Genomic DNA, 26,895 nt, shown 5'->3' on the forward strand with positions numbered 1-26,895 from the left:
CCTGCCCATTTCGCCCCCACCCCTACGTCATATTGCGTATACGGTTTTGCGCAGCAGCCCCCGATAGTTCTTTAAGCAACGGTTAATTTCAGTTTCCGGCCTGTTGCGGAACAAGAAGAGGGGAGTTCAACCAGATGAATCTCAAGTCCTATGTAACGGGCGCCGCGCTTGGCGCCGTCATGGCGGCGTCAGCCGCCTTCCACGGAGCCGCAGCCGCCGCCGACACGATCAAGGTCGGCGTTCTGCATTCGCTCTCCGGTACCATGGCCATCTCCGAAACGACGCTGAAAGATGCCATGCTTATGCTCATCGACGAGCAGAACAAAAAGGGTGGCCTTCTCGGCAAGAAGCTGGAAGCGGTTGTCGTCGATCCAGCCTCCGATTGGCCGCTGTTTGCCGAAAAGGCACGCGAGCTGATCGAAAAGGACAAGGTTGCGGCCGTCTTCGGTTGCTGGACCTCGTCTTCGCGCAAGTCGGTCCTGCCCGTTTTCGAAGAGCTGAACTCGTTGCTCTTCTATCCGGTTCAGTATGAAGGCGAAGAGTCTTCGCGCAATATCTTCTATACGGGCGCTGCTCCGAACCAGCAGGCGATCCCGGCTGTCGACTACCTGATGGAAAAGGAAGGTGTTAAGCGCTTCGTGCTTGAAGGCACCGACTACGTCTATCCGCGCACCACCAACAAGATCCTGGAAGCCTACCTCGTATCCAAGGGTATCCCGAAGGAAGACATCATCGTCAACTACACGCCCTTCGGCTTCTCCGACTGGCAGACGGAAGTCTCCAAGATCAAGGAGTTCGGCTCGTCCGGCAAGAAGACAGCCGTCGTCTCCACCATCAACGGCGACGCCAATGTTCCCTTCTACAAGGAACTGGGCAACCAGGGCATCAAGGCAACCGACATCCCGGTCGTCGCCTTCTCCGTCGGCGAAGAAGAGCTTGCCGGTCTCGACACCAAGCCGCTCGTCGGTCACCTCGCAGCCTGGAACTACTTCGAGTCGGTCGAAAGCCCGGCCAACAAGAAGTTCATCAAGGAATGGCACGCCTTCACCAAGAACGACAAGCGCGTGACCAACGATCCCATGGAAGCCGCCTATATCGGCTTCAATGCATGGGTCAAGGCTGTCCAGGCGGCCGGAACGACCGATACCGACAAGGTTCTCGACAGCATCATCGGCACCACGGTTCCGAACCTCTCCGGCGGCTATGCCACCGTTATGCCGAACCACCACATAACCAAGCCGGTGCTGATTGGCGAAATCCAGGCCGATGGCCAGTTCGAAATAGTCCAGGAAACGTCAGCCGTCGTCGGCGACGAATGGTCCGACTTCCTGCCGGACTCCAAGGACCTGATCTCCGATTGGCGCAAGCCCATGAACTGCGGCAACTTCAACGTTGCAACGGGCAAGTGCGGCGGCAAGGGCTCCTGAGTACGAACCCGGTCCGTTGACTGCCTGAAGCCTTCCGTCCGGATCCCTTGTCCGGGCGGAAGTCCAGTCCCGAGCGATTGCCGCCCACAAGGCCAACGACAAGCCAGGCGAGAGAGCCCATGTTTCGCGCCATCAAGATTTTCCTTCTGACGATCTGCCTTGCCCTGCCGGCCTTCGCCACGGCGCTCGAGGCCCAGGACGATGTCCACGCTCTTGTCGATGCGCTCGGTGCCGGCGGCTTTCAGGAGCGCGAAGCCGCCATCAAGGCTCTTGTGGCTTCAGGAGATCTGCACGTCGGCCAGATCCTGCAGCAGCTGAGCGACGGCCAGCTTTACGTGAATTCCGAAGAAGGCGGGCCAGTTCTCCTGCTGGGTGGCACCGACGACGAGCCGACCTATTCCGACCCGATCACCGGCCAGGCTGTCGCCGATATCGATCCCGACTACATGTCCAAGGTCAAGATCAACAATTCCCTGCGTGGCGTGATCGCCAGCGCCATGAGCACGCTGACGCTGCTGAGCCCGGACCGTTCCGCAAGGCTTGCAGCCGCTCAGGGGCTGCTGAAGGATTCCGACCCTTCCAATCTTCAGCTTCTGAACGCGGCACTCGCCGATGAAAAAGATGCCGAAATCAAGAATACGATGGAAGCGGCCCGCGCCGTCATGATGCTGAAGAGCGATGTCAGCGCCGAAGACAAGAAGTCGGCGATCGATACAATCGCGGCTCGCGGAGACCGCAACGCACTCACCATCCTGACCACCGCGATGGAGACTGCACCCGACGACCTGAAGGCCGGCATCGAGGCCAATATCGCCAGTATCAAGCGCAACCTGGCGCTCTGGGATATCGTGCAGAACGTCTGGTACGGCCTGTCGCTCGGCTCGGTGCTGCTGCTGGCGGCAATCGGGCTTGCCATCACCTTCGGTGTCATGGGCGTCATCAACATGGCCCATGGCGAAATGGTGATGATCGGCGCTTACACTACCTATGTCGTGCAGGAACACATCGCATCGAGCTTTCCCCAACTTGCAACCTATTCGCTGGTGATTGCGATTCCGGCGGCCTTTGTCTTCACTGGCTTCGTCGGCCTCGTCATTGAGCGCATGGTCATCCGTTATCTTTACGGCCGCCCGCTCGAAACGTTGCTGGCGACATGGGGCGTATCGCTTATCCTGCAGCAGGCGGTTCGCACGATCTTCGGCCCGACCAATCGCGAAGTGCGCAATCCAAGCTGGATGTCCGGCGCCTTCGAACTCGGCGGGCTGTCAATCACTTGGAACCGCATGTGGATCATCGTCTTTTCAATGATGGTCTTCGTGACGTTGCTGCTGCTCTTGAAGCGCTCCGACTTCGGTCTGCAGATGCGCGCGGTCACGCAGAACCGCCGCATGGCTTCGTCGATGGGAATCCGCACCGGTTGGGTCGATGCCTTCACCTTCGCGCTCGGCTCCGGCATCGCCGGCATGGCGGGTGTAGCGCTCTCGCAGATCGACAACGTCTCGCCGAACCTTGGCCAGAGCTACATCATCGACAGCTTCATGGTCGTGGTCTTCGGCGGCGTCGGCAATCTTTGGGGCACGTTGGTGGGCGCGTTGTCGCTCGGCGTCGTCAACAAGTTCCTCGAGCCCTTCGCCGGCGCGGTGCTCGGCAAGATCCTCGTGCTCGTCCTCATCATCCTTTTCATCCAGAAGCGTCCGCGCGGGCTCTTCGCACTCAAAGGAAGGGCGGTGGAAGCATGATTACGGCCTTCCTTCTCCGGTCTCTCGATCGCAAGATTTCCATTGCCGTCGCCATTCTGCTCACGGTCGCCGTGCTGGTGCCGGTTCTGAACCTCATGACGGGTCCGGACAATACATTGCATATCCCGACCTACATCATGGCGCTGTTCGGCAAGTACCTCACCTATGCTTTGTTGGCCCTGGCACTCGACCTGGTCTGGGGTTTTTGCGGCATCCTTTCGCTCGGTCACGGCGCCTTCTTCGCACTCGGCGGTTATGCGATGGGCATGTATCTGATGCGCCAGATCGGGTCGCGCGGCGTTTATGGCGACCCGATCCTGCCCGACTTCATGGTGTTTCTGAACTGGAAAGAACTGCCCTGGTTCTGGTACGGCTTCGACCAGTTCTGGTTTGCAGCGCTGATGGTGCTGGTGGTGCCTGGGCTGCTCGCCTTCGTCTTCGGCTGGTTCGCCTTCCGGAGCAGAGTGAACGGCGTCTATCTGTCGATCATCACCCAGGCCATGACCTATGCGCTGCTGCTTGCCTTCTTCCGCAACGACATGGGCTTCGGCGGCAATAACGGCATGACCGACTTCAAGGACATCCTCGGCTTCAACGTACAGGCCGACGGAACGCGCGCAGCGCTCTTCGCCGCGACCGCAACCCTCCTGGCGCTGTCCCTGCTGATTGCTTCGGCCATCGTGCGTTCGAAGTTCGGCAAGGTGCTGGTCGGTGTGCGCGATGCGGAAAGCCGGACGCGCTTCCTCGGCTACCGCGTCGAACACTTCAAGCTCTTCACCTTTGTCGTCTCGGCGATGATGGCGGGCATTGCAGGCGCGCTCTACGTGCCGCAGGTCGGCATCATCAATCCTGGAGAATTCGCACCGGCAAACTCCATCGAGGTCGTCATCTGGACGGCCGTCGGCGGCCGCTCGACGCTGATCGGGCCGATTATCGGTGCGATTCTGGTCAATGGCGGCAAAACCATCTTCACCGGACTTTTTCCTGAGTTCTGGCTCTTTGCGCTCGGCGGTCTCTTCGTTGCCGTCACGCTGTTCCTGCCGAAAGGTATCGTCGGCACGATCGCCCAATTCCTCGGCAAGAAGAAGTCGAGGACGGAAACGGCGCCGCCTGCTTTTCAGGAAGAAGGCGTCGACGCGAAAATCCAGGCAGCGGAGTGAGCGGCCATGATACCGGATATCAAACCCAACAGCGTGCTCTACCTCAACAACGTCTCGGTGTCCTTCGACGGATTCAAAGCGCTGAACTCGCTTTCGATCGTCATCGAGCCCGGCGAGCTTCGCGCCATCATCGGCCCCAACGGTGCCGGCAAGACGACGATGATGGACATCATCACCGGCAAGACGCGGCCCGATGAGGGCGAGGTTTATTTCAACGGCGATATCGACCTCACGAAGAAAGATGAAGCCGATATCGCCCAACTCGGCATAGGCCGCAAATTCCAGAAGCCCACGGTCTTCGAAAGCCATACGGTCTGGGACAATCTGGAGCTGGCACTCAATCGCAAGCGCGGCGTTTTCCCGACGCTCTTTTATCGCCTCTCGTCTGAAGACAAGGCGCGCATCGAGGAAATCTTGAAGACCGTGCGGCTGACGAATCGCAGCGGCGATCTGGCAGCCAGTCTGTCTCACGGGCAGAAGCAATGGCTGGAGATCGGCATGCTGCTTGCACAGGAGCCGAAGCTGCTGCTGGTCGACGAGCCGGTTGCCGGCATGACCGATGCCGAAACCGTGGAGACGGCAATCCTGCTGCGGGAAATCGCCAAGACCCGCTCCGTCGTCGTCGTCGAGCACGACATGGGCTTCATCCGCGACCTCGGCGTAAAGGTCACCTGCCTGGCGGAAGGGTCCGTGCTTGCCGAGGGATCGATCGATTTCGTGAGTTCCGATGCGAAGGTGATCGAGAATTATTTGGGGCGCTGAAGGATGATTGATCTGTTTGTCGTTGGTGGGGCTTTGTGCTTTCCCCAACCCCTTCGCAAAGGAGGGAGGAGTTTAACCGGGTCGCTCGCTCATTGCCGTGATCGTCCGCCTTTGCGGGTTGATGGAAACCAAGACGGTAGCTCCAAGTCAGCCACCGCCTCTCGTGCGAACGGTTGGGGAGAAATCTTTGAACCCGCAACGCGCCAGGAGGCGGCCTCATGCTGACAGTTGAAAACGCAAACCTTCATTATGGCGCCGCACAAGCGTTGCGCGGCATCTCGATCAAGGCGCAGATGGGCAAGATCACTTGCGTGCTGGGGCGGAACGGTGTGGGGAAGAGCTCTCTTCTCCGCGCCGTCACCGGCCAGCATCCGCTCTCGGCCGGAACGGTGAGCTTCAATGACGTGGCGTTGAACGGCATGCCGCCTTATGCGCGCGCCAAGCAGGGTATCGGCTATGTGCCGCAGGGGCGCGAGATTTTCCCGCTGCTCACCGTCAAGGAAAATCTTGAAACCGGCTTTGCTCCGCTTGGCCGCCGCGACCGCAACATCCCCGACGATATCTTCAGCCTCTTCCCGGTGCTGAGGTCGATGTTGTCGCGTCGCGGCGGCGATCTTTCTGGCGGCCAGCAGCAGCAATTGGCAATCGGCCGGGCGATGGTGACGCGGCCGAAGATCCTGGTGCTGGACGAGCCGACCGAAGGCATCCAGCCGTCGATCATCAAGGACATCGGCCGGGCGATCCGCTATCTGCGCGATTCAACCGGCATGGCAATCCTGCTCGTGGAGCAGTATCTCGACTTCTGCCGTGAGCTTGGCGACTACGTCTACATCATGGACCGCGGCGAGGTCGTCCACGAGGGGTCGGCAGAAACGCTCGATACGCCCGAGGCCAGGCGCCACCTGACCGTCTGAACGGCATATGCCGCTTTCCAAGGCAGCTTCCATTTCCTGAGCAGCCGCGTCTGCCGCCGTTCCTTTGAGATCGGCAGGCGGCATAAAAATTGCTTGCTTTCAGTTATTTGCGGCATTGAATGAGAACGGCCGGGCAAACGGCGAAGGCACAAAGGGGATGGAATGACGATCGCGGCGGCAAACACCAGGCCACAAAGGGCGCAGGGGCGCGGGCACCTTTCGGCCAAGCTGCTTGACGGGCGCACGCGCATCCGCGAACTCTATCAGGAAGGTGCCGCCAAGATACGCCTGCCGCAGACTTTCGATGCTTCCATGGAGGCCGTCATCATCAATACGGCGGGCGGGCTCACCGGCGGCGACGAGATGAACTGGAGCGTCGTTGCAGGCCCGATGACGCGTATCGACGTGACGACACAGGCCTGCGAGAAGATCTACAAGGCGTCCGCTGGAACGGCCGAAGTGACGACAACGATCGCGGTCGGTGCAGATGCACGGGTCGACTGGCTGCCGCAGGAGACGATCCTGTTCGATCGCGCTTCGCTGTCGCGTCGCCTCGACGTCGATCTAAGCGAGACGGCGCAATTCCTGGCCGTCGAGGCGATCCTGCTCGGCCGCAAGGCGATGGGAGAGAAGATGGAGACCGGCCTTTTCCGTGATCGCTGGCGGATCAGGCGCGCTGGCAAGCTGATCCATGCCGAGGAGTTGCGGCTTGACGGCGCGATCGGCGCGCTGACTGCTCGCCAGCCCGTCCTCGGTGGGCAGGTGGCTTTTGCAACCTTGCTTTATGCCGGGCCCCTTGCAGAAGCCTATCTCGCGAAAATGCGCCCACTGCTCGACGGACATGCGGCAGGCGCCAGCGCCTGGAACGGCAAGCTCGTCGTGCGCGCTGCAGCCGCTGACGGCTTTGTTCTCAGAAAAATCCTGATCCCGGTCATTTCCGCCTTGCGCAACGGTGCGCCTGTGCCGAAAGTCTGGAATCTCTAGTTTCTAAGCAGATGGATGGACGATGAACCTCACTCCGAGAGAAAAAGACAAGCTGCTGATTTCCATGGCGGCGATGGTGGCGCGACGCCGGCTGGAACGCGGTGTGAAGCTCAATCATCCCGAAGCGATCGCGCTGATCACCGACTTTGTCGTGGAAGGCGCCCGTGACGGCCGCCCGGTCGCAGAACTGATGGAAGCGGGCGCTCATGTGATCGGCCGGCATCAGGTGATGGAGGGCGTCGCCGAGATGATCCATGATGTGCAGGTGGAAGCGACCTTCCCGGATGGCACCAAGCTCGTCACCGTCCACGAACCGATCCGCTGAGGAGGTCGCAATGCTCGAACTTCGTCCGAACTGCGAATGCTGCGACAAGGACCTGCCGCCGGAAAGCCGCGAGGCGATGATCTGCACTTTCGAGTGCACCTTCTGCGCTGATTGCGCCGACGGTGTGCTTCAGGGCCAATGCCCCAATTGCGGTGGTGAGTTTTCTTGCCGCCCGGTGCGTCCGGCCGCCATGCTCGCCAGATATCCGGCGTCGACGAAACGTATCTTGAAGGCCCAGGGCTGCATGCCCGTGAAGGCGGCGTGAGGAAAAGAAGATGATCCCAGGCGAAATCATTGCCGCAAGCGGCGACATCGAATTGAACGCCGGTGCACCGACCGTCACCATTGAAGTGTCGAACACCGGCGATCGCCCGGTGCAGGTCGGCAGCCACTACCATTTTGCCGAAACCAATGCCGGTCTTTCCTTCGACCGCGACAAGGTGCAGGGCATGCGCCTCGACATCCCGGCGGGCACCGCCGTGCGTTTCGAGCCGGGTCAGACGCGTTCCGTGACGCTGATCCCTCTGTCAGGCAAGCGCGAGGTCTATGGCTTCCGCCAGCTCGTGATGGGCAAGCTCTGAGAAGAAAAAGCGGGAGGAAATCGATGCGGTTGAATTGGTACCTGACCGGCGCTGCGGCGGGAATGATCGTGGCCGGTGCCGCACAGGCCCAGGAGCCGGATTGCAAGGCCCCGAAGACGCAGGCCGACATGACTTTCTGCGAGCAGTCCCGATACGAGGCGGCAGACACGGCGCTGAACGAGCAGTGGAAGAAGACGCGTGCGGCGCTTGCGGCGACCGACAAGGATCTGGACGAGAAGGATCGCGGAGCCGAAAAGGCGCTGCTAACGGCGCAGCGCGCCTGGATTTCCTATCGGGATGCCCAGTGCGAGGCTTACGGCTTCCAGGCGCGCGGCGGCACGATGGAGCCGATGCTGGTGGCAGGTTGTCTTGCCAACCTGAGCGAAGAACGCACAAAACAGCTCAAAGAGCTTTCCGATGCGGTGGGATTGAGGTGAGCTGCAAGATCATGATCGTCGGCAATGGGGAAATCGGCGAGGAGGGAGCAGCGGCAATCGCGGCTGCGGACTTCGTCATCCGTTTCAACGAATGCCGCTCCTATGCCGCAAGCCCCGGCCGCACCGACGTCGTAGCCGTCTGCAACACCGGGCGTCCGGCCAAGGCGATGCTGGGTTCAAATACGTGGCGGATGCACCCGGCCGTCATGGAGGCTGCGGAAATCTGGAGCGTGCGCGATCCTGAAAAATTCGCCGTCTTGCGTGCGCCCCTTGCCGCTTCGCATCCCGAGCTCGACGATTTCTGCGACGATTATACGAGTCACTTCAACGTCTTCTGCCAGAACGCTGGCAAGGAACATATGGTCGTTGAGAAAGTGATTCATGAAGCAGTCGACGACGCCCTTGCCCCCTTTGATCCCGCCCCTTACGTCGTTCCGAGCAGCGGTATGATTGCAATTGCCGCTACCTTCCGCAGGTTTCCTAAGGTCGAGGTCGGCCTTGCCGGCTTCAGTCACGCAGGCTGGGAATGGCATCCTTTCGCCGCCGAAAGGCAGCTTGTCGACAGCTACATCGCCAATGGCCGGCTGACGCGCCATCCTGCTGACACTTTTCTTTCTTCCTCCCAAGGAGCCTGATTGATGCCCCACAAGATTTCCCGCGCCGCCTATGCCAGCATGTTCGGTCCGACCGTCGGCGACAAGGTACGCCTCGCCGATACCGAGCTCTTCATCGAGGTCGAAAAGGATTTCACGACCTATGGCGAAGAGGTGAAGTTCGGCGGCGGCAAGGTGATCCGCGACGGCATGGGGCAGAGCCAGGTGACCCGCGCCAATGGTGCGGTCGATACCGTCATCACCAATGCGGTTATCGTCGATCATACCGGCATCGTGAAGGCCGATATTGGGCTCAAGGACGGACGGATCGTCGCGATCGGCAAGGCCGGCAACCCCGACACCCAGCCGGGCGTCAACATCATCGTCGGTCCAGGCACCGAGGCGATCGCAGGCGAAGGCAAGATCGTGACGGCCGGCGGGATGGACAGCCACATCCACTTCATCTGCCCGCAGCAGATCGAAGAAGCGCTGATGAGCGGTCTTACCTGCATGCTCGGCGGCGGTACCGGCCCAGCGCATGGCACATTGGCGACGACCTGCACGCCCGGCCCCTGGCACCTCGCCCGGATGATCGAAGCGGCCGATGCCTTCCCGATGAACCTCGCTTTCGCCGGCAAGGGCAATGCATCGCTGCCTGGCGCGCTCGAGGAGATGGTGCTTGCCGGCGCCACCTCGCTGAAGCTGCACGAAGACTGGGGCACGACGCCCGGCGCGATCGACTGCTGCCTGACGGTTGCCGACCAATATGACGTGCAGGTGATGATCCATACCGACACGTTAAACGAAAGCGGATTTGTCGAAGACACGATCGGCGCCATCAAGGGCCGCACGATCCATGCCTTTCACACGGAAGGCGCAGGCGGCGGCCACGCGCCGGACATCATCAAGATCTGCGGCCAGTCGAACGTGATCCCGTCTTCGACCAATCCCACGCGGCCCTACACGGTCAATACGATCGCCGAACATCTCGATATGCTGATGGTCTGCCATCACCTGTCGCCGTCGATCCCCGAAGACATCGCCTTTGCCGAAAGCCGCATCCGCAAGGAAACGATCGCAGCCGAAGACATCCTGCACGATATCGGAGCCTTCTCGATCATCTCGTCGGACAGTCAGGCCATGGGCCGTGTTGGCGAGGTGGCAATCCGCACATGGCAGACGGCCGACAAGATGAAGCGCCAGCGCGGACGTCTGAAGGAGGAAAAGGGCGACAATGACAATTTCCGTGTCCGCCGTTACATCGCCAAATATACAATCAATCCGGCGATTGCGCATGGCCTTTCCCATGAGATCGGCTCCATTGAAGTCGGCAAGCGCGCCGACCTCGTCATATGGAATCCCGCCTTCTTCGGCGTGAAGCCGGACATGGTGCTGCTCGGCGGCTCGATTGCGGCTGCACCTATGGGCGATCCGAACGCCTCCATCCCGACGCCACAGCCGGTGCATTACCGGCCGATGTTTGCCTCTTACGGCAAGAGCCTCACCAATTCCTCCGTCACCTTCGTTTCAAAGGCCTCGCTTGATGCCGGGCTGAAGGGAAGGCTGGGTGTCGCCAAGGATCTCCTTGCCGTCAAGAACACCCGCGGTGGTATCTCCAAGGCATCGATGATCCACAACAGCCTGACGCCGCATATCGAGGTCGATCCGGAAACCTATGAGGTGCGCGCTGATGGCGAACTGCTCACCTGCGAACCGGCAACAGTTCTGCCGATGGCGCAGCGCTACTTTCTTTTTTAGACCAACAGGAGCGCCGGCTTCGTGAGGCGGCGCTCTTAAAGCGCATGTCAATACACTCGTCACATGGTTGTATAAAGCGCTGCAATTTTGTCACGGGCAACAGTTGCTCCCCTTTGCGATACCGAATTCTTTCTAGTTGCTAATATTCCTCTGTTTTTCAATGCGTTAGCCCTGTTTTTGAGGTTTCCGATTCCGCCGGTTGCAGCCGGTATTGAGCGGACCTGAAGAATACAACATTAAATCGTATAAACTCGCTTCAATTTTAACGATCCGCTTAAGAAGCCGGCAGGAGTTGAGCTCTAATCAGATATCTCCGGGGACGCCGAGCTGGAGGTCGATTCTCATGAGGAGCTGGATTTTTCTCCAGGCTGAACTTGGCAATTTTCACCATCGCGGCACGATTTTCAGCTTTGCTCTGAAGATGAGTTTTGCCGCCGTTATCCTGTCGGTGCTGTTGATCCTCGCAGTGATGCCGCCGCTTGCCTTTTTCGGCGTGCTGCCGTTCACGCTCGCTCTCACGATCAGCTACAGCATTGCACTGTCCTGGCTTCTCAGTGGCGTTGTGTGCGGCATTCTTTCGCTGATCGTCGGCCATGCCATGTATCAGCTGACGCTATCGCGCGCAGAGTTCGAAAAACTCAGCCGCATCGATATGCTGTCCGGCCTCTTGAACCGCCGTGCCTTTGCCGAAGCGCTCGACAGCATCGATGACGGCGCCTCGCTGGTGATTTTCGACGTCGACCGTTTCAAGGCGATCAACGACCGTTTCGGCCACGCCTGCGGCGACGCTGTCATCATTGGCGTTTCCGCAATTCTCGCTTCGGCATTCGACGGTACCTCGGTCGTTGCGCGTCTCGGAGGCGAAGAGTTCGGCGTCATCGTTTCAGGCGGTGACCTCGAAGAACGGCTGCAGAGGATCGAAGCCGTGAAGACGCAGATTGCCCGACGGTCGATCGCCGCCGACGGCTGCGACATATCGATCACCATTTCGGGCGGTATCGCCGATCTTGTACCCGGGCGCAGCAAGGAGGCGGTCTACGCGTCCGCCGACAAGGCGCTTTATCTGGCAAAGGCGCTCGGCCGCAACCGCGTCGTTCACGAAAGGAACGCGCTGAACCACACATGGCATCATCATCTGGCCGAGAGCGGACTTGGCGTTCAGGGTGCAGTGCCGGATTACGACGATACGCAGCGCGCCTTTGGCATATAACAGCCCTTGCCAAAGCATTGGTGCTTGCGCTGCCAGGCGCTATTTTGCATGGTCTTGGTCTCACAGAAACGGACATCTCATGCAGCGCGTCACCTCCTATCTAACGGCCGGAACCCCGTTTTCCCATCCTGTCGGCAAAGTCGTCCTGCCGCATGATCTGAGGCATCTGCGCCGCAAGCTCCTGCATCTCGAAAACGGCGACATGGTTATGCTGGACCTGAAGGAGCCGGTGCTGTTTGCCAGCGGCGACATGCTGGTGCTTGAGGACGGCGAGCTCATCGAAATCCAGGCTGCGGACGAGAAGCTTTTCGAGATCAGGGGCCGGGATAGGCTGCATCTCATCGAGCTTGCCTGGCACCTCGGAAACCGCCACCTCAGCGCTCAGATCGAAGAAGAGCGCATCCTGATCCTGCGTGATCACGTGATCCGATCGATGCTCGAAGGGCTCGACGCGACGGTCAGCGAGGTCACCGAGCCTTTCCAGCCCGCCCGCGGCGCCTACCACTCACACGGCGGCCACTCACATGGACACGGCCACGCGCATGACTAAACTGCAATGAGGGTGAGCGGCGACCTGCAAGCCTTGCTGCGTCTCATGGCATGGCTCTCGCCGGCCTTTCCGATCGGCGCATTCGCCTATTCAGGCGGCCTTGAGCGCGCCGTCCATGACAGGCTTGTAACAGATGCAGCCTCGCTGGACGGATGGATCGAAACGCTCCTTTCTCATGGGAGCATCTGGAACGATGCCGTGCTCTTTGCAGCGAGCTGGCGGGGGCAATCGGATGCAGGAGAGCTTGCGCAGATTGGCGCGCTGGCAGAGGCCCTTGCCGGCTCGCGGGAGCGCCACCAGGAGACCACGCTGCTCGGTGATGCCTTTCTGGAGGCGGCACGCGCCTGGCCCGATACCGTCTTTGATCGTCTGCCACGGGCAATTGCCTATCCCGTTGCAGTCGGCGCCGTCGCCGGCGCACATGGCATCGAATTGCAAAAGGCGCTCGCAGCCTTCCTGCATGCCTATGTCTCGCAATCGGTCTCGGCGGGCATCCGGCTCGGCGTTGCCGGGCAGAAGGACGGCGCAGCTATCCTGGCGCGTCTCGAAGAGGCCGTTGCCGCGACCGCTCATCGTGCGTCCGGCTCGACGCTCGATGATCTGGGTTCGGCGGCAGTTCAGGCGGATATCGCCTCGCTGCGGCACGAGACGCAGACGACGAGGCTCTTCCGTTCCTGATCGGAGCATCTGCGCCATTTGCCGGTGGCAGCCCCGAAATCCAGGCGCTATCATCGGCCAAATTGGAGTGTGACATATGAAATCGAGAAACGGACCTCTTCGTGTGGGCATCGGCGGGCCTGTCGGCTCTGGAAAGACGGCGCTGACGGAGAAGCTCTGCAAGGCGATGCGTGACGACTATTCCATCGCCGTCGTCACCAATGACATCTACACGACCGAGGATGCCGAAGCGCTAATGCGCATGCAGGCGCTTCCGTCTGACCGTATCGTCGGTGTGGAAACCGGCGGGTGCCCGCATACGGCAATCCGCGAAGATGCGACGATCAATCTCCAGGCGATCGCTGGCCTGAACAACCGTATTCCGGACCTCGATGTGGTCTTCATCGAGTCCGGCGGCGACAATCTGGCAGCGACATTTTCGCCCGACCTGGCCGATATCACCATCTATGTGATCTCCGTCTGCCAGGGCGAGGAAATCCCCCGCAAGGGCGGGCCGGGCATCACAAGGTCGGACCTTTTGGTAATCAACAAGAAGGACCTTGCGCCCTATGTCGGCGCCGATCTCGACGTCATGGACCGCGATGCTGCACGCATGCGCGAGATGCGTCCTTTCGTCTTTTCCGACATGAAGCGGGGCGAGGGCATCGGCCCGATCGTCAGCTTCCTGAAGGAGCAGGGCGGGCTATGAAAATTGAGGCGTTCCAGGTTCTGGTAGCTCCACATTGGCGACAGCGTTCGTCAGCCTCGCCGTCGTCCACGGGCACGAAAGGCTGTTTCCGGAAATTCCTGGCCAACTGAAAACTCGAATGCGCCGGTCGTGTCGATGTCCGGCGCGGCCTCGGGCTGGATTGGTAATGCGACATTGGCGCTTGCCTCGACCCCCCCGCCATTGGCCCGAAGAATCAGGCTGCCGGAAAGCGACGTATCCGCCACCGGGTAAGCGACCGGGAAATCCGGCCTGAGCTCGGTCTTTGATCGATGGACCTGTTCCAATTTTTCGGACGTTGAAAGCTGGACGATGCGGTTGCCAGATGCCGCGCGGGCCCGCTGCGCAATCGAGCCGTTCTGGCTGAACATGGCGCGTGTATCCGGTGTTCTATCCGCAGGCGCCTTGCTGGCTGCTCGGTCAGGTCGACATGTGGAGAGACCAGAAGCCCGACGGCAATGGTCTGCAAGAGACCCGCTGCCAGAAAATCTTTGACATGAAACCCGCTCGCAACGGCTGCTGCACAAAGCTTACGCGGTTCCATTTCCACATCGATGAAAAGGCCAGGTCGCCCCGGCCTTTCAATGTTCACTGCAAGCCTACTCCGCTGCGAAAGGCGGCAGGCGGAGGACGTTCTTGTCGTTGGCATTGGCGCTCTTGCGTTTGCCTTCCGGGTTCTCGATCGCCTCCACCCGTTCGTTGAGAGCGCCGACGGCTTCCGTCAGCTCCTCTCTGGACATCGCCAGTTCCTCCTGGTCCTTCTTGCCGACGAGGCGGCCGAAGAGCCAGCCAAGCAGGAGCGAAAGGTCGTCCATGATCAGGAAGAAGGATGGCACGACGACGAGTGAGAGCACCGTCGAGACGATGATGCCGCCGATCACGGCGATCGCCATCGGCGCGCGGAACGAACCGCCTTCGCCGACGCCGAGTGCGGAGGGCAGCATGCCGGCGGACATGGCGATCGAGGTCATGATGATCGGCTGGGCGCGTTTGCGGCCGGCCTCCACCATAGCTTCGACGCGTGTCATGCCGTGACGGCGCATTTCGATTGCGAAGTCGACGAGCAGGATGGCGTTCTTCGTCACGATGCCCATCAGCATGAGGTTGCCGATCAGAACCGGCATCGAGAGCGGATTGTTGGTGATGATCAGAGCGACCGCCACGCCGCCGATTGCCAGCGGCAGCGAGAACAGGATGGTGAACGGCTGGATCACATCCTTGAACAGCAGGATCAGGACGGCCAGGACCAGCATCAGGCCCATCAGCATCGCGTTGACGAAGCTCTGCTGCATTTCCTTCTGAACCTTCGTGTCGCCGCTTTCGACAAGCTGCACGGTCGATGGGATATGAGTATCCTTGACAATCTGCAGGAAGCGAGCCGACGCCGTATCGAGAGCCACGCCCTGGGGCAGGTCCGAGCCGATCGCGACGACGCGATTTCGGTTGTTGCGCTTGATCGAGCTCGCGCCTTCGGCATAGTCGATGTCGGCAACGGTCGACAGTGGCACGATTGCTCCGCTCGCCGTCTGGATCTTCAGCGCCCGGATGGCCGCAAGGTTGCGCCGCATATCGATTGCCGTCTGAACGCGGATCGGGATCTGGCGGTCGTCGAGGTTGATCTTGGCAAGCGCCGCATCGATGTCGCCGATGGTGGCGACACGGATCGTATCGGAGATCTGCTGCGGCGTGATGCCGAGGCGGGCGGCCTGGTCCTTGCGCGGACGGACCTGCAGCTCCGGACGCGGCAGGGCGCCTTCGGCACTGACGTTTGCCAGCAGCGGTTCTGCACGCAGCTTCGATTCCAGAAGGCCGACAGCCTCGTTCAGATCCTTCTCGTTCTTGGACAGGAAGTTGAACGACAGGTCACGCTCGCCGCGGTCGTTGAGCTTCAGGATTCGAACGTCCGGGATATCCTTCACCCTGGCAAAGACTTCCTTTTCGATATCCCATTGCGGACGTTCGCGACCGTGAACCTCGACCTTCGGCAGATAGGGGCCGATGACCGGGATGGAGCCAAAGACATCGTTGATTACCCTCTTCACCAGCGAGTGGTCCAGCTTGAAGAGCGAAAGCGTGATCGTTGCACGGCGCAGTTCAAGGTCGCCCTTGGGGGATGCGCCGCCGAGAACGAAGACGCTTTCGACGCCGTTGATGTCCTTGACCTTGTTGTAGATCGCGTTGGACGTCTGTTCGGTGTCTTCGAGCGTTGCGTTCGGCGGCAGCTCGACAGAGAGTACGATGCGGGACGCATCTTCCGGCGGCAGGAAGCTGCCCGGAACCTGGGCAAGAAGTGCTACCGAACCGATCAGGAAGGCGATTGCCGCAAACAGCGTCGCATATCGCGTCCACCAGCGGGCGGTCGTGGCGCGCACGAGACGCGTATAGCCGCGGAAGAAGAGGCCGTCATTGTCATGGTGGTCGTCTTGGCCGTCTTGCGCGCGCATCAGGTAGGCGGCCATCATCGGAGTGATAAGGCGCGCCACGACGAGCGAGAAGAACACCGAAAAGGCGACCGTCAGGCCGAACTGGATGAAGTACTGGCCAGGAATGCCCGGCATGAACGAGACCGGTACGAAGACGGCAATGATCGTGAACGTCGTGGCGATGACGGCGAGACCGATTTCGTCCGCCGCTTCGATCGCCGCCCGATAGGGCGTTTTGCCCATCTTGATGTGCCGGGCGATGTTTTCGATTTCCACGATCGCATCGTCGACGAGGATGCCTGTCGCGAGGGTGAGCGCCAGAAAGCTGACGAGGTTCAGCGAGAAGCCCATCAGGTCCATGATCCAGAAAGTCGGGATCGCGGACAGGGGGAGGGCGATCGCCGAAATCAGCGTTGCGCGCCAGTTCCGCAAAAACAGGAACACGACGACGACCGCCAGCAGCGAGCCCTCCATCAAGGTGTGGAGGGCAGCTTCGTAGTTGCCGTAGGTGAAGTAGACGGAATCGTTGATCAGCTCGATGCCGACGTTTGGATATTCCGCACGGACCTTGTCGAGGCTTTGCGCCACGGTTTCGGCGACGCTGACTTCGCTGGCGCCCTTGGAGCGGAAGACGCCGAAGGTAACGACGGGCGTGTCGTCGAAACGCGAGAATGACTTCGGTTCCTGATAGGTGTCTTTGATGGCGCCGAGTTCGGCGAGCTTGACGAAACGTCCGTTCGGCAGGGCGATGGTCGTATTGGCGAGCTCCGCCACGTTGCGGGCGTCGCCGAGAACGCGGATCGCCTGCTCGCTGCCTGCCACCTGGCCACGTCCTGAGCCGAGGTCGACGTTGGTTCCGTGCAACTGCCTGTTCACGCTGTCGGCGGTGATGCCGTAGGCGTTCAGCTTGTCCGGGTTGAGTTCGATGCGGACTTCGCGATCGGCACCGCCATAGCGGTCAACGCGGCCGATGCCGGCCTGACCTTGGAGTGCGCGCTTGATCGTATCGTCGACGAACCAGGAAAGTTCCTCAAGCGTCATGTCTGGCGAGGAGACGGCAAAGGTCTGGATCGCCTGGCCTTCGACATCGACCTTGGCGACGATCGGTTCCTCGACATTGGCCGGAAGGTCGCTGCGGATGCGGTCGATCGCGTCTTTGGTGTCCTGGACCGCCTGCTCCGTCGGCACTTCCATGCGGAACATCACGTTGGTTTGCGACTGACCGTCGGTGACCGTGGACTGGATTTCGTCGATGCCGTTGATCGAGGCGACGGCGTCTTCGATCTCCTTGGTCACTTGCATTTCGAGTTCGGCAGGCGAAGCGCCGCTCTGCGCCACGGTGATTGAGACGAGCGGCACGTCGATGTTCGGGAAGCGCGTGATCGGCAGCTTGTTGAAGGACTGAATGCCGACAAAAAGCAGCAGTGCGAAAAGCAGCAGCGGGGCTACGGGATTTCGGATGGACCAGGCTGAAAAGTTCATCGGGCCGTCTCTCAGTTGGAAGCAGCGGGCTGTTCACGAACCGGCGTAATGCGGTCGCCGTCGCGGACATAAGCACCGGCCTTGGCAACGACTTCCTCGCCGTCCTTCAGGCCCTTCACAATCTCAATATAGGCGCCGTCCTGGATGCCGGTTTCCACTTCAGCGAATTTCACGACCCCGTCTTCGACCTTGCGGGCAGACGAACCTTCGCTGCTCGTCAGGACTGCCGAAAGCGGCAATGCCACGTTCTCGGTGGTCTTCATGATGATCTCGGCGCTGCCGTACATGCCCGAACGCGCCTTGCTGTCATCATCGATGAGGATATGGACGAAGCCGAGGCGGGTGGTCGAATCGACCGTTGGCGAAACGAGGCGCACCGAACCCGTAAGCTTGTCGCGGCTGCCGGCAAGTGAGATCGTCGCCTTCTGGCCCGGCTCGATCTTGATGATATCGCTCTCGCCGACTTCGGCCACCAGCTCGATATCGTCGTCACGAATGACGGTGAAGAGTGGATCGCCCGAACCCAGCGCGATCGCGCCGACCTTGGCGTTCTTTGCCGAAACCGTGCCTGCGACTGGCGTCCTCACATCGGTGCGGGCGAGCCTCAAATCCGTGTCGGCGATCTGGCTGTCGACAACCTTGAGGTCCGCCTGGGCGACTGCGATGGCCTGCTCGGCGGACTTCACACGGGCGTTGGCAGAAGCGGCAGCGGCATCCGCCTGTTCCACCGTGGCAGTGGAAACCGTGCCCTTCTTGCCCATTTCCTGCGCGCGGGCCTGCTGCTGGCGGGCCTGCTCGGCGTTCGCCTCCGCTTCGACCAGTTGTGCCCGCAACTGGGCAAGCGTTGCTTCGCCTTTCGCCTTGGTTGCCACCATCTGGCTCTTTTGCAAGAGCAGGGCGTCGTCGTTCAGCGTTGCAAGCGTGCTGTCTGCTGCAACCTTGTCGCCGACATCGGCATTCAACGCGCGGATCGAAAGACCCTCCACCTGCGGCTGGATGTAGACTTCCTCGACAGGCTTCACGGTGCCGGTGGCAACGACACGGTCGACGAGCGTGCGCGTTTTGGCGGTGGTCACGACGATCGCCGGCAGGTTCTGCTGCGGTTTCGTGGTTGCCGTTTCCTGCGCGAAAGCGGGAGTTAGCGCGAGCGCGGCGATCAAAAGTGAGGAGGCGCGTAGTGTAGTCAGCGTGCGTGCCATGCGTCGTGATCCAAATTGTCTGACATAGTCTGCCAAAATCGCGCGTCGTCCCTCAGCTCGCGAACTGGCCATTTCGTCTCTGTGTTCTCAGAGGCATTCCCGCATTGTTTGCCGTCTCTATTACAGAGAAGTCACTCCTCCGGCAAATCCGGCTTGTACTTGGTACCGATTTGCTCGATGCGCAAGACCGGCAGAAAATAATTCCCTTATCCGAACATATTAATTGCCGTTTACGTCCAGATCAATCACCGCATGGTTATGTGGTCATTCCGATGATTGATCGCAGCCGTATGTTCTTATGACGTGCGAAAGTCTGCCGATGCGACATGGTCGCTGATTTTTTTGAACGAACGCTAAAAACCGAAAACGCGCGAGGCTTTCCCGCGCGTTTCGGTTTCGCTGGAATTACTTCGCAGCCGCCTCGGTAATTTCGTGCGTCCAGGCCCCGGACGGCTCCTTGTTGATGATCTTCTGGTCGAGAAGAGCCTTGGCCGTGCGATCGTAGAGCGCCGGGTCGAGCTTGCCGGTGCCGTCGCCGATCAGCTTGGCGACCTCGCCCATCATGCGCTTCTGGTGGTTCTCGTCCTGGCCGCCGGCATCGACGACGATCTCGGCTGCTTCATCCGGATTTTCGGTCGAGTATTTCCAGCCCTTCATCGAAGCTCTCACGAACTTGACCATCTTTTCCTTGAAGGCCGGGTCCTTGAGCTTGTCCTCCATCGCATAGAGGCCGTCTTCGAGAAGGTCGTTGCCCATTTCCGTATAGTTGAAGACGATCAGCTCTTCCGGCTTGAAGCCCGCATCGATTGCCTGCCAGTATTCATTGTAGGTCATGACCGAGATGCAGTCCGCCTGCTTCTGCAAGAGCGGCTGCACGTCGAAGCTCTGCTTGAGGACGGTCACGCCATCCGGGCCGCCGTCGGTCTTGAGGCCGAGCTTGTTCATCCAGGCGAAGAACGGATATTCGTTTCCGAAGAACCAGACGCCGAGGGTGCGGCCCTTGAAGTCGGCTTCGGACTTGATCGGGCCGTCCTTGCGGCAGATCATCTCCATGCCCGACTTCTGGAAGGGCTGGGCGATATTGACGAGCGGTACGCCCTTTTCGCGGGCAACCAGCGCACCGCCCATCCAGTCGACGATCACGTCGGCGCCGCCGCCGGCAATGACCTGCTCGGGTGCGATGTCAGGACCGCCCGGCTTGATGTCGACGTCGAGGCCCTCTTCCTCGTAGTAGCCTTTCTCCTTGGCGACGTAATAACCGGCAAACTGGCTCTGCGTGACCCATTTCAGCTGCAGCGTCACCTTGTCGGCGGCCATTGCATGGGCAGCCGCAAGCGACATTGCGCTTGCCATCATTGCAACCATCAGTTTTTTCATTTTTCTTTTCCCTCTGAAGTTATGCCCAATCCCATTTGCGGGAATAAAGCGACGTCTAGCCACCACGGATAGACGGATGCCAGAAAGTCACCGCCCTTTCGGCGAGGGCGACGGCCCCATAGAAGATCGAGCCCGCCAACGCCGCAACGGCGATCTCGGCCCAGACCATGTCGACATTCATGCGCCCGATCTCGGTGGAGATGCGGAAGCCCATTCCGACGATCGGCGTTCCGAAGAATTCCGCAACGATGGCACCAATCAGCGCCAGCGTCGAGTTGATCTTCAGCGCATTGAAAATGAAAGGCATGGCTGCGGGAAGCCGGAGCTTCAGCAGCGTCTGCCAGTAGTTCGAGGCATAGGTGCGCATGAGGTCGCGCTCCATGCTGCCGGACGCGGAAAGGCCCGCGACGGTGTTTACCAGCATCGGGAAGAAGGTCATGATAATGACGACTGCAGCCTTCGACGGCCAGTCGAAGCCGAACCACATGACCATGATCGGCGCCACGCCGATGATCGGCAGCGCCGAGACCATGTTGCCGATCGGCAGCAGGCCGCGGCGCAGGAACGCCACGCGATCGGCCAGAATCGCGACGACGAAGCCGCTGGCACAGCCAACGGCGTAGCCGATCAGCACGGCCTTGAAGATCGTCTGCCGAATATCTTCGCCGAGGATCGTCAGCGATCCGGCGATGCGTGCGCCAATAGCGCTTGGCGGCGGTAGGAGCACGAAGGGAATGCCCGCCCCGCGGGTTGCCGTTTCCCAAAGAATCAGGATCCAGGCGCCGAAGATCGCAGGGATCAGCAGACGCAGGAACGACGCTTTGAAATTGGAGGCGGGCTGTAGCTCGCAAAGTACGGTGACGCAGCGCCAGGCGAGCAGCCAGCAGGCGGCGATCAGAAAGAAGAACGACTTCGCCGCCATGCCTTCGTTGCCGGCAATGCCGGCAAGCAGCATCCAGGCGGCGCCATGGGTGCCGATCAGCAGAACGGTCGCGGAATAGAGACGCGGCAGAGGCGCTGCCGAAATGAGCGCGGATGCAGCGACGATGACGACGACAAGTGTCACCGTCTCGCCGCTGAAGGGGCGGGGGGCGGCTTGGTCGAGGAGCGGCAGCCAGAGCAGTGCCGCGGCGCAGAGAAAAAGAGCGATCAATGCCTGCCAGGAGACATTCAGCATCTTCATGCCGGCCTCCCACCCATGGCGCGATCGACGATCTTAGACACCAGGCCGACAATCGCAACGAGCATGGCCGCCAGCACGGAGCCTGCCACGAGTGCCGCCCAGATATCGATCGTCTGGCTGTAATAGGAGCCCGCCAGCAGCTTCGAACCGATGCCGGCGACCGCGCCTGTCGGAAGTTCTCCGACGATTGCGCCGACGAGGCTTGCGGCAATCGCCACTTTCATCGACGTGAAGAGGAAAGGGATCGAGGCCGGGACGCGCAGCTTCCAGAAGGTTTGCAATGCGGTCGCGTTATAGGTGCGCATCAGGTCGAGATGCATGATCTCGGGCGAGCGCAGACCTTTCACCATTCCGACCGCGACGGGGAAGAAGGAGAGATAGGTCGAGATCAGCGCCTTCGGGATCAGGCCGGTAATGTTGATCGCGCCGAGCACGACAATGACCATCGGCGCGATCGCAAGGATCGGCACCGTCTGCGATGCGATGATCCACGGCATCAGGCTGCGGTCGAGCGTCTTGATATGCACGATGCCGACGGCGATCGCGATGCCGAGCAGGGTTCCAAGCCCAAAGCCGAGAACCGTCGAGGACAGTGTTACGCCGGCGTGGTAGACGAGGCTGCGATTGCTGGAGAGTTTTCTAAGGAACGTATTCTCGAAGACATTGATCGCCACCTGATGCGGTGCCGGCAGGATCGGCTTGGGCTGCGAGAGCGTCTTTTCGACGAATTCCATTGCCGTGGAGGTGACGTTGCCGCGCTGGTCCATGTCCCGCTGGAACGATGCGTTCATGAGGATCGCTGCAGCATACCAGACGGCGATGAGCGCCAGCAGGATCGTCAGGACGGGAATGAATTTGTCCTTGAGGGTATCGGGTTTCATAGGCCTGCCCTCCTACTCCTCATAGCTATGCCCCGCCCTTAGCCCTTCACGCACGCGGTGGGCGATTTTCAGGAATTCCGCAGTTTCGCGGATGCCAAGGGGGCGCTCGGCCGGCAGCGTGGAGTCGATGACGTCGGTGACGCGGCCGGGGCGCGGGGACATGACGACGATCTTCGTGGAAAGGTAGACGGCTTCGGGGATCGAGTGGGTGACGAAGCAGATTGTCTTGTTGGTGCGCGCCCAAAGCTTCAAAAGCTCCTCGTTGAGGTGGTCGCGGACGATTTCGTCGAGTGCGCCGAAAGGCTCGTCCATCAACAGCAGGTCGGCGTCGAAAGCGAGTGCGCGGGCGATCGAGGCACGCTGCTGCATGCCGCCGGAAAGCTGCCAGGGAAATTTCTTCTCGAAGCCGGAGAGGTTGACGAGATCCAGTGCCTCGGCGATGCGCTTCTTCTGGTCGGCGGCGGCGTAACTCATGATCTCCAGGGGGAGCGCGATGTTCTTCTCGATCGTCCTCCAGGGATAGAGCGCCGGCGCCTGGAAGACGTAGCCATAGGCGCGCGCCTTGCGGGCATCGTCCGGTGTCATGCCGTTGACGGTGATCTCGCCTGAGGTCTTCTTCTCCAGATCGGCGATGACGCGCAGGAAGGTCGTCTTGCCACAGCCGGACGGGCCGATGAAAGAAACGAAATCGCCCTTGCGGACATCGAGATTGACATCGCTCAGCGCATGCACCGGCCCGTCATTCGTCTGGTAGGTGAGACAGAGATCCTTTGCGGATACGACGGATGCTTGCATCGATGCTTTACCAGTCCTGTTTTCCCCGCGTCGCCGCGGTTTGCGTGCTATGATGATGGCCGGTTTTCGTTGCCGCGGCAAAATTCATGGAGAATGACGATGGACGCGAAGTCAAAGCCCACCTGCCACATCATTCGCCCCAACCACGCCTACAGCGGCAAGCAGGGGCTGAGCTACTTTGAAGGCATTGCAGCCGAAACGGTCGGCGCGAAGGGCATCTGCATGCATCTTCTGACGATCCCACCGGGCGTGCGCGCCAAGGCGCATCTGCACGAGGCGCATGAAACGGCGATCTACATGCTCTCCGGTGAAGCACACACCTGGTATGGCGACGAGCTGGAGCATCATGTCGTCATCCATGCCGGCGAGCTGTTTTACATTCCGGAGGGTGTCCCGCACCTGCCGGCGAACCTTAGCAGCACGCCTTGCACCGCGATCATCGCGCGGACAGATCCCAACGAGCAGGAAAGTGTCGTGCTGCTGCCGGAACTGGATCGATTGGTGGAGGGGTGAAAAATCCTCCCCTCGGCCCTTCCGGGCATCTCCCCTGCCAAAAGGGAGATCGGATGGAGGACGCTCGTCGATCCCGGTCAAAGCGCCAGGCGTATTGTGCCGTTCAACGACGGTGATGTGGCAGCCGCGTCGTCCCGATCTTCCTTTTGGTGGAGGAGATCTCACAAAAAGGCAGAAGGGGGTATTTCGCACGCTCGACATCCCTTCCGATCACACGCCGCTTGCCGGAATGCCGGTGCGCTCGACCTTGCGCGGCGCGGTGACTTCCTTCCAGGTCGACAGCGCCTTGCTGACGGCGGTGACCGGTTGGCGCTTGATGAACTCGCCATGACCCTGGCGGGTCTTGATCGTGTCTTCTTCAATGGCAACGACGCCGCGCGTCAGAGTAAATCGCGGCAGTCCGGTGACCTGCTTGCCTTCGAAGACGTTGTAGTCGATCGCCGACTGCTGGTTTTTCGCGGTGATGGTCTTTGCGCGCTTCGGGTCCCAGACGACGAGATCGGCGTCGGCACCAACGAGGATTGCGCCCTTCTTCGGATAGATGTTGAGGATCTTGGCGATGTTCGTCGAGGTCACGGCCACGAATTCGTTCATCGTCAGCCGGCCGGTATTGATGCCATAGGTCCAGAGCATCGGCATGCGGTCTTCAAGGCCGCCGGTGCCGTTCGGGATCTTGGTGAAGTCGCCGACGCCGAAACGCTTCTGGTCGGTCGTAAAAGCGCAATGGTCGGTGGCGACGACCTGCAGCGAGCCGGAGGCAAGGCCGGCCCAGAGGCTATCTTGATGCTGCTTGTTGCGGAAGGGCGGTGACATGACACGGCGGGCGGCGTGATCCCAGTCCTTGTTGAAATATTCCGTCTCGTCGAGCGTCAGGTGCTGGATGAGCGGTTCGCCATAGGCGCGGATGCCTTTCTGGCGGGCGCGGCGGATCGCTTCATGCGCCTGTTCGCAGGAGGTGTGGACGATGTAGACCGGGCAGCCGGCCATGTCGGCAATCATGATGGCGCGATTGGTCGCCTCGCCTTCTACTTCCGGCGGCCGGGAATAGGCGTGGGCTTCCGGGCCGTTGTTGCCTTCGGCCATGAGCTTTGCCTGCAATTGCGCGACAACGTCGCCGTTTTCGGCGTGGACCAGCGGCAGCGCGCCGAGTTCGGCGCAGCGCCGGAAGGAGGAATACATCTCGTCGTCGTCCACCATCAGCGCACCCTTGTAGGCCATGAAATGCTTGAAGGTGTTGATGCCCTTGTCCTGGACGACGGCCTTCATTTCATTGAAGACCTGCTCGCTCCACCAGGTGATCGCCATATGGAAGGAATAGTCGCAGTTGGCGCGGGTCGATTTGTTATCCCACATCGTCAGCGCTTCAAGTAGCGACTGGCCAGGCGAGGGCAGGGCGAAGTCGACCACCATCGTCGTGCCGCCGGAAAGGGCCGCGCGGGTGCCGCTTTCGAAATCGTCGGAGGAGTAGGTGCCCATGAACGGCATCTCGAGATGCGTGTGCGGGTCGATGCCGCCCGGCATCACGAAGCAGCCGGAGGCATCCAGCGTCTCATTGGCCGAAAGGTTAGGGCCGATCTCGACGATCCTGCCGCCTTCGATCTTCACATCCGCCGTATAGGTGAGGTCGGCCGTGACGATGGTTCCGCCCTTGATGACTGTGCTCATTCTCAAAACTCCCTGGCGCTGCGCGGTGCCTGCGCAAGCTGTTTATCCAATGACTGGCGGTAGCGGATGCAGCCGCGCATGAACTGGGGCCAATCCGGCACGATCTGGCCACCGGCAGGTGAATCCGGTAGAAGCGCCCACATGTCGGGGTGATGCCAACAGAGCGCGTGCATGGACGTATCCCGGTGGGTGCGGATCGCATGACGCATGGCGCGCGCTGCCGAAAGCAGTTGCCTGTGCGTCATGGTGTTCAGATCGGCATCCGGATCGGCCGTCATCGGACGATCTCCGCCGTCTCGGCCACGGCATGGAACAGCACGTCCGCACCGGCGGTCGCCCATTCCTTGGAAATTTCCTCCGCCTCGTTGTGCGACAAGCCGCCGACGCAGGGGCACATGATCATCGTCGTCGGCGCGACCTTGGCAGCCCAGCAGGCGTCGTGGCCGGCCCCGGAGATGAGGTTCATGTGGCTGTAGCCGAGCCTTTCGGCGGCATCGCGCACGGCAGTGACAAGCTTCGGATCGAAGGTCACCGGTTCGAAATGGCCGATCGCCTCGATCGAACAGCCGACGCCAAGCGCATCGGCGATCTTCGGCGCTTCGGCCTCGATCTTGGCGCGCATGCGGTCGAGCTTTTCCTTGTCGGGCGAGCGGATGTCGACGGTGAAGATCACCTTGCCAGGCAGCACGTTGCGCGAGTTCGGCGAGAAGAACACCTGGCCGACGCCGCCGACAGCGCCCGGCTGCTCGCTCATGGCGACCTCTTGTACCATCTCGAAAATGCGCGCCATGGCAAGCCCGGCATTGACGCGCATGTTCATCGGCGTCGAGCCGGTATGGGCCTCCCTGCCGGTCAGCGTGAATTCCAGCCACCAGAGGCCCTGACAGTGGGTAACGACACCGATCTGCTTCTCCTCGGCCTCGAGGATCGGACCCTGCTCGATGTGATACTCGAAATAGGCGTGCATCTTGCGCGCGCCGACTTCTTCGTCGCCGAGCCAGCCAATGCGCTTCAGCTCGTCGCCGAACGTCTTGCCCTCGGGATCCTTGCGGCCATAGGCATAGTCAAGCGTGTGAACGCCGGCGAAGACGCCGGAGGCAAGCATGGCCGGGGCGAAACGGGCCCCTTCCTCATTGGTCCAGTTGGTGACGACGATCGGGTGCTTCGTCCTGATGCCGAGGTCGTTCAATGTGCGGACGACTTCGAGCGCGCCGAGCACGCCGAGCACGCCATCATATTTGCCGCCGGTCGGCTGGGTATCGAGATGCGAGCCGACATAAACGGGGAGCGCATCGGGATCCGTGCCTGGACGAGTTGCAAACATCGTGCCCATTTTGTCGACGCCGACGGAAAGGCCTGCAGATTCACACCAAGTGCGGAACAGGCTGCGGCCCTCGGCATCGGAGTCCGTCAGCGTCTGGCGGTTATTGCCTCCGGCAATTCCGGGGCCGATCTTTGCCATCTCCATCAGACTGTCCCAGAGACGGTCTCCGTTGACGCGCATATTCTCGCCTGGTGCTGCCACCATGTCTGATATCCTCACCTGTTTTTTT

General features: G+C 60.7%; 27 protein-coding genes. 17 read left to right on the forward strand and 10 right to left on the reverse strand.

Going from position 1 to position 26,895, the window contains the following annotated elements; all coding sequences use genetic code 11:
• Window positions 1-134: 134 nt before the first annotated feature.
• The 16 genes from urtA to ureG all read left to right on the forward strand — a co-directional run bounded on the left by urtA (window position 135) and on the right by ureG (window position 13,806).
• A complete protein-coding gene (gene urtA / locus EV130_RS23650; protein WP_074062058.1) occupies window positions 135-1,427 on the forward strand; it encodes an urea ABC transporter substrate-binding protein in 1,293 nt (430 codons plus the stop codon).
• Between the two features lie 119 nt (window positions 1,428-1,546).
• Entirely contained in the window at window positions 1,547-3,166 is a 1,620-nt protein-coding gene (gene urtB / locus EV130_RS23655; RefSeq protein ID WP_074062057.1) for an urea ABC transporter permease subunit UrtB, read from the forward strand.
• Complete coding sequence (urtC, locus tag EV130_RS23660; protein WP_074062056.1) at window positions 3,163-4,326, forward strand: urea ABC transporter permease subunit UrtC; 1,164 nt, start codon at window positions 3,163-3,165, stop codon at window positions 4,324-4,326. The genes urtB and urtC overlap by 4 nt, the downstream gene beginning before the upstream one ends.
• Window positions 4,327-4,332: 6 nt before the next feature.
• Window positions 4,333-5,088, forward strand: coding sequence for an urea ABC transporter ATP-binding protein UrtD (gene urtD, locus EV130_RS23665; RefSeq protein ID WP_074062055.1), 756 nt, complete (start codon window positions 4,333-4,335; stop codon window positions 5,086-5,088).
• Window positions 5,089-5,306: 218 nt separating this feature from the next.
• The gene (urtE, locus tag EV130_RS23670) at window positions 5,307-6,002 is read left to right on the forward strand and encodes an urea ABC transporter ATP-binding subunit UrtE (protein WP_074062054.1); all 696 of its coding nucleotides are present in this window, start codon (window positions 5,307-5,309) and stop codon (window positions 6,000-6,002) included.
• Window positions 6,003-6,164: 162 nt separating this feature from the next.
• Window positions 6,165-6,986: an urease accessory protein UreD gene (locus tag EV130_RS23675; protein WP_074062053.1), complete on the forward strand. Its 822-nt coding sequence runs from the start codon at window positions 6,165-6,167 to the stop codon at window positions 6,984-6,986.
• 22 nt (window positions 6,987-7,008) lie between these two features.
• Window positions 7,009-7,311, forward strand: a complete 303-nt coding sequence (locus tag EV130_RS23680; RefSeq protein ID WP_024315673.1) for an urease subunit gamma — start codon at window positions 7,009-7,011, stop codon at window positions 7,309-7,311.
• A gap of 10 nt (window positions 7,312-7,321) precedes the next feature.
• A complete protein-coding gene (locus EV130_RS23685; protein WP_074062052.1) occupies window positions 7,322-7,576 on the forward strand; it encodes a DUF1272 domain-containing protein in 255 nt (84 codons plus the stop codon).
• A gap of 10 nt (window positions 7,577-7,586) precedes the next feature.
• Window positions 7,587-7,892, forward strand: coding sequence for an urease subunit beta (locus EV130_RS23690; protein ID WP_022716977.1), 306 nt, complete (start codon window positions 7,587-7,589; stop codon window positions 7,890-7,892).
• Between the two features lie 23 nt (window positions 7,893-7,915).
• Window positions 7,916-8,329 (forward strand): lysozyme inhibitor LprI family protein, encoded by a 414-nt coding sequence (locus tag EV130_RS23695; RefSeq protein WP_074062051.1) that lies wholly within the window; start codon window positions 7,916-7,918, stop codon window positions 8,327-8,329.
• An 11-nt stretch (window positions 8,330-8,340) separates the two neighbouring features.
• Window positions 8,341-8,964 (forward strand): Urease operon accessory protein, encoded by a 624-nt coding sequence (locus EV130_RS23700; protein WP_074063262.1) that lies wholly within the window; start codon window positions 8,341-8,343, stop codon window positions 8,962-8,964.
• A 3-nt stretch (window positions 8,965-8,967) separates the two neighbouring features.
• Window positions 8,968-10,680, forward strand: a complete 1,713-nt coding sequence (gene ureC, locus EV130_RS23705) for an urease subunit alpha (RefSeq protein ID WP_074062050.1) — start codon at window positions 8,968-8,970, stop codon at window positions 10,678-10,680.
• 343 nt (window positions 10,681-11,023) lie between these two features.
• On the forward strand, window positions 11,024-11,890 hold the full coding sequence (locus EV130_RS23710) for a GGDEF domain-containing protein (protein ID WP_074062049.1): 867 nt from the start codon (window positions 11,024-11,026) through the stop codon (window positions 11,888-11,890).
• A gap of 79 nt (window positions 11,891-11,969) precedes the next feature.
• A complete protein-coding gene (gene ureE, locus EV130_RS23715; RefSeq protein ID WP_132661627.1) occupies window positions 11,970-12,440 on the forward strand; it encodes an urease accessory protein UreE in 471 nt (156 codons plus the stop codon).
• Window positions 12,441-12,446: 6 nt separating this feature from the next.
• Window positions 12,447-13,118 carry an urease accessory protein UreF gene (locus tag EV130_RS23720; RefSeq protein ID WP_074062047.1) on the forward strand — a complete coding sequence of 224 codons (672 nt, stop codon included), beginning with the start codon at window positions 12,447-12,449 and terminating at the stop codon, window positions 13,116-13,118.
• A 76-nt stretch (window positions 13,119-13,194) separates the two neighbouring features.
• Window positions 13,195-13,806, forward strand: a complete 612-nt coding sequence (gene ureG / locus EV130_RS23725; protein WP_074062046.1) for an urease accessory protein UreG — start codon at window positions 13,195-13,197, stop codon at window positions 13,804-13,806.
• 50 nt (window positions 13,807-13,856) lie between these two features.
• On the opposite strand, the gene EV130_RS23730 is transcribed toward ureG, so the two are convergent.
• From EV130_RS23730 to EV130_RS23760, 7 genes are all read right to left on the reverse strand, one after another.
• On the reverse strand, window positions 13,857-14,195 hold the full coding sequence (locus EV130_RS23730) for a DUF930 domain-containing protein (RefSeq protein WP_132661629.1): 339 nt from the start codon (window positions 14,193-14,195) through the stop codon (window positions 13,857-13,859).
• 228 nt (window positions 14,196-14,423) lie between these two features.
• On the reverse strand, window positions 14,424-17,729 hold the full coding sequence (locus EV130_RS23735; RefSeq protein WP_074062045.1) for an efflux RND transporter permease subunit: 3,306 nt from the start codon (window positions 17,727-17,729) through the stop codon (window positions 14,424-14,426).
• 11 nt (window positions 17,730-17,740) lie between these two features.
• Complete coding sequence (locus EV130_RS23740) at window positions 17,741-18,928, reverse strand: efflux RND transporter periplasmic adaptor subunit (protein WP_074062044.1); 1,188 nt, start codon at window positions 18,926-18,928, stop codon at window positions 17,741-17,743.
• Window positions 18,929-19,333: 405 nt separating this feature from the next.
• Entirely contained in the window at window positions 19,334-20,305 is a 972-nt protein-coding gene (locus EV130_RS23745) for an ABC transporter substrate-binding protein (RefSeq protein ID WP_074062043.1), read from the reverse strand.
• 55 nt (window positions 20,306-20,360) lie between these two features.
• Window positions 20,361-21,488 (reverse strand): ABC transporter permease, encoded by a 1,128-nt coding sequence (locus tag EV130_RS23750; protein WP_074062042.1) that lies wholly within the window; start codon window positions 21,486-21,488, stop codon window positions 20,361-20,363.
• On the reverse strand, window positions 21,485-22,369 hold the full coding sequence (locus EV130_RS23755; protein WP_074062041.1) for an ABC transporter permease: 885 nt from the start codon (window positions 22,367-22,369) through the stop codon (window positions 21,485-21,487). Before EV130_RS23755 ends, EV130_RS23750 begins: the two co-directional genes overlap by 4 nt.
• 12 nt (window positions 22,370-22,381) lie before the next feature.
• Window positions 22,382-23,164 (reverse strand): ABC transporter ATP-binding protein, encoded by a 783-nt coding sequence (locus EV130_RS23760; RefSeq protein WP_074062040.1) that lies wholly within the window; start codon window positions 23,162-23,164, stop codon window positions 22,382-22,384.
• A gap of 99 nt (window positions 23,165-23,263) precedes the next feature.
• On the opposite strand from EV130_RS23760, the gene EV130_RS23765 reads away from it, so the two are divergent.
• Window positions 23,264-23,677: a cupin domain-containing protein gene (locus EV130_RS23765; RefSeq protein WP_074062039.1), complete on the forward strand. Its 414-nt coding sequence runs from the start codon at window positions 23,264-23,266 to the stop codon at window positions 23,675-23,677.
• A gap of 210 nt (window positions 23,678-23,887) precedes the next feature.
• On the opposite strand, the gene hydA is transcribed toward EV130_RS23765, so the two are convergent.
• The 3 genes from hydA to EV130_RS23780 are packed head-to-tail and all read right to left on the reverse strand — an operon-like array spanning window position 23,888 to window position 26,870.
• Window positions 23,888-25,342, reverse strand: coding sequence for a dihydropyrimidinase (gene hydA / locus EV130_RS23770; RefSeq protein ID WP_074062038.1), 1,455 nt, complete (start codon window positions 25,340-25,342; stop codon window positions 23,888-23,890).
• A 2-nt stretch (window positions 25,343-25,344) separates the two neighbouring features.
• Window positions 25,345-25,620 carry a hypothetical protein gene (locus tag EV130_RS23775; RefSeq protein WP_074062037.1) on the reverse strand — a complete coding sequence of 92 codons (276 nt, stop codon included), beginning with the start codon at window positions 25,618-25,620 and terminating at the stop codon, window positions 25,345-25,347.
• A complete protein-coding gene (locus EV130_RS23780) occupies window positions 25,617-26,870 on the reverse strand; it encodes a Zn-dependent hydrolase (RefSeq protein WP_074062036.1) in 1,254 nt (417 codons plus the stop codon). Before EV130_RS23780 ends, EV130_RS23775 begins: the two co-directional genes overlap by 4 nt.
• Window positions 26,871-26,895 lie beyond the last annotated feature (25 nt).

Source organism: Rhizobium azibense (assembly GCF_004342325.1).
GTDB classification, from domain to species: Bacteria; Pseudomonadota; Alphaproteobacteria; order Rhizobiales; family Rhizobiaceae; genus Rhizobium; species Rhizobium etli_B.